2 protein-coding genes are annotated in these 3,360 nt (G+C 36.8%); one reads left to right on the forward strand and one right to left on the reverse strand.

Annotated elements, in window-relative coordinates:
- Positions 1-1,884 (reverse strand): excinuclease ABC subunit UvrA (gene uvrA / locus WFK35_RS21590; RefSeq protein ID WP_336734602.1); only part of this gene is annotated, 1,884 nt, incomplete at its 3' end.
- A gap of 311 nt (positions 1,885-2,195) precedes the next feature.
- On the opposite strand from uvrA, the gene WFK35_RS21595 reads away from it, so the two are divergent.
- Positions 2,196-2,768, forward strand: a complete 573-nt coding sequence (locus tag WFK35_RS21595; RefSeq protein ID WP_336734603.1) for a Crp/Fnr family transcriptional regulator — start codon at positions 2,196-2,198, stop codon at positions 2,766-2,768.
- Positions 2,769-3,360 lie beyond the last annotated feature (592 nt).

Consider the following 3,360-nt stretch of genomic DNA (forward strand, 5'->3'; position numbering starts at 1 on the left):
GTTTTTCAGGTTATTTCCGCTTGCTCCTTTTAAAACAATATTTTTTCCGTTTCCTTTACGTCTTTCCGCAGGAACTTCGATCTTTCTTTTTCCGTTAATATATTGTGCCGTAATAGTATCTGCTTTTACCAGATCTTTCGGTTTTCCCTGCCATAGAATTTCCCCGCCGAACTTTCCGGCTCTCGGACCGATGTCTAAAACCTCATCGGCTTCCAGAATCATGTCTTTATCATGCTCTACCACCAAAACAGAATTTCCGATATCCCGAAGATTCTTTAAAGAATTAATCAATCTTTCATTGTCTCTCTGGTGCAGTCCAATAGAAGGCTCGTCTAAAATATAGAGAACATTCACCAATTGAGAACCAATCTGCGTAGCCAGACGAATTCTTTGAGATTCTCCACCCGAAAGCGTTTTTGAACTTCTGCTCAGACTCAAATAATCCAAACCGACATCTAATAAGAATTGCAGCCTTGTTTCAATTTCCTTTAAAATTTCATGCGCAATGATGGCATTTTTCTCAGAAAATTTATCCTTAACATCAGCAAGCCAGTCCTTTAAATCAATTAAGCTTAAAGCATTTACCTCAGCAATATTCTTTCCGTCGATTTTAAAGCTTAAACTCGAAGGCTGAAGACGGGTTCCTTTACATTCCGGACAGGTTTCTTCCGTGGTGAAATGTCTTTCCAGCAGAATCGCTTCATAAGACTCCCTTTCTTCGATAATTTCTTCCATGAAAGGAATCAGACCGTCAAAGCTGATTTTGATTTTTTTCGTAATTCCGGCGTATTTTAAATCTTTGTTGAATTCTTTATGACAGCCGTTGTAAATGTAGTCTAAGGCTTCTTCCGGAATATCCTGAATCGGAGTTGCCATTCCCAATCCGAAAATTTCCAAGATATTTTTAATCTGAGAAAGCACCCATTTATTAGACTTTAAATCTTCCAATGGCAGTAAACCTCCCTGATTGATGGATAATTTAGGGTTTTCAACAAAATAATCGGTATTGATTTTCTTGATGGTTCCCAAACCTTTACAGCTCGGGCAGCTTCCTTTCGGAGAGTTGAAAGAAAACGTATTCGGTTCCGGCAAAGCCAGTGAATGACCGGTTTCGGCATCCATTAAATTTTTAGAAAAATATTCGATGTCTTTACTTCCCAGTTTCTGAATTCCGATCAGTCCCTCTCCCATTTCCATCGCTGTGCGAAGAGATTTTTCCATTCTCGCTTCCGAAGCAGATTCCCCGATAATCCAGCGGTCGATGACGATGTCGATATCGTGGGTTTTATAACGGTCGAGTTTCAGATCATATTCAATGTCCTGCAGTTCACCATCAATTCTTGCCTGTCCGTATCCTTTTTTTGCCATCTGCACAAAAAGTTCGTGGTAATGTCCTTTTCTGGATCTTACCACAGGCGCCATCAGCATGATTTTTTCCCCTTTATAATTTTCTTTGATGGTTTCTAAGATTTGTTCTTCGGTATAACTTACCAGTTTTTTTCCTGTCGTTTGAGAATACGCATCGGAAACTCTGGCAAATAAAAGACGAAGGAAATCGTACAGTTCCGTCACAGTTCCTACCGTAGAACGCGGGTTTTTGTTGGTAGTTTTCTGTTCGATGGCAATTACAGGAGATAATCCTTCAATTTTATCGACATCGGGACGCTCCAGACCTCCCAAAAACTGTCTTGCGTACGCAGAAAACGTTTCGATATAACGGCGCTGTCCTTCCGCAAAAATCGTATCAAAAGCCAAGGATGATTTTCCGCTTCCCGAAAGTCCCGTAATAACGACCAGTTCGTTGCGTGGAATTTTTACATTGATGTTTTTAAGATTATGTTCACGTGCGCCGTAAACTTCTATATATTCTGTTGATTTACTCATAATTCGGGGTGATCTTACCTGAAAATCACGATGTGCAAAATTACGGAAATTTTAGCAATTTTCAGTGTTAAAAAGTGTTAGTTTATCCTTACAAAAATGATGCGAAATTATTCGGAAGCCATTTGTTTTTTAATGATTTTGGAAAATTATTATAACAACTGTACCACAAGAAATTTGCTTTTCATGAATCTTTGATTACAATTGGGTTTTTTCAAAATAAAAGATGAGTCTTTTTAAAGCAGATTCTGTATTGGAAAGTCAAGCAGATTCTTCAGAATTTTAATTACTTTTACACCGGATAAAGCATTATCATGAACCGACTGCGAGAACATATCGAAGCCATTACACCGCTTACAGACGAAGAGTTTGATTATGTCAGAACTTTTTTCACTTTAAGAAAAGTCCGTAAAAATCAGTTCCTGATTCATGACGGAGACGAAGTGAAATATGAATTTCTTGTTCTTGACGGAATTTATAAAGTCTATTATATTGATGAAAACGGCAAAGAACATATTCTTCAGTTTGCCAAAAAAGACTGGTGGATGTCCGATTATATAGGATTTTTTAAACAGCAAAATTCCAAAATGTTCATTGAATGCCTGAAAGCAGGTGAAGTGGTAAGTCTTACTCTCGAAGGAAGAAATAGACTCGCAGCAGATCTTCATAAGATGGATCATTTTTTCAGGATTAAATTAACGAACGGTTATATTGCGCTTCAGCAGAGAATTATGATGCTTTTATCGGGAACGCCGCAACAGCGTTATGAAGAATTTGTAAGATTATATCCTGATCTGATTTCGGAAGTTCCTAAAAAATACGTCGCAGAATATCTCGGCGTAAGCAGGGAAACTTTAAGCAGGCTGTATTCTAATACCAATAAATAGTTTTTAAATTTTTCACTCAGTAAAATTTTTAACGAGTCATGTCATTCTGATTGAAATTTTGCGAAGCATTATGAAATGAAGAATCTTTTTGAATAATCTCCCGCTGATTGTACAGATTACGCAGATTTTTTTTAAATCTAAAATTGTTTATCCTTTCTCGAATGCATTTACAGCATCTTTGTCATCCTGTAAGGATCTTAGCAATAAAAGTAATAAGAGACTCTTGACAAGCTCAGAGTGACACGGCGAATACGAAACGAAAGACAAAACAATTAATAATTGTTAACAGCTTTTTTCACTCAACAAAATATTCAATAACCTGTGTCATTCTGATTGAAATTTTGTGAAGCATTATGGAATGAAGAATCTTTTTGATAGTCTCCCGCTGATTGTGCAGATTACGCAGATTTTTTTTCAATTTAAAATTGTTTGTCTTTTCTTAAATGCATTTGCAGCATCTTTGTCATCCTGAAAGGATCTTAACAATAAAGATAATAAGAGACTCTACGACAAGCTCAGAGTGACACTGCGAATACGAAATGAAAGACAAATGAAGAATCTTTTTAAACACTAATGCCACAAATCTTTTTAC

The organism is Chryseobacterium sp. VD8 (assembly GCF_037149975.1).
Classification (GTDB): domain Bacteria; phylum Bacteroidota; class Bacteroidia; order Flavobacteriales; family Weeksellaceae; genus Chryseobacterium; species Chryseobacterium indicum.

Bases quoted from the DNA above. Each gene is read 5' to 3' on its own strand.
- WFK35_RS21595 (WP_336734603.1), top strand. From the start codon at position 2,196: ATGAACCGACTGCGAGAACATATCGAAGCCATTACACCGCTTACAGAC.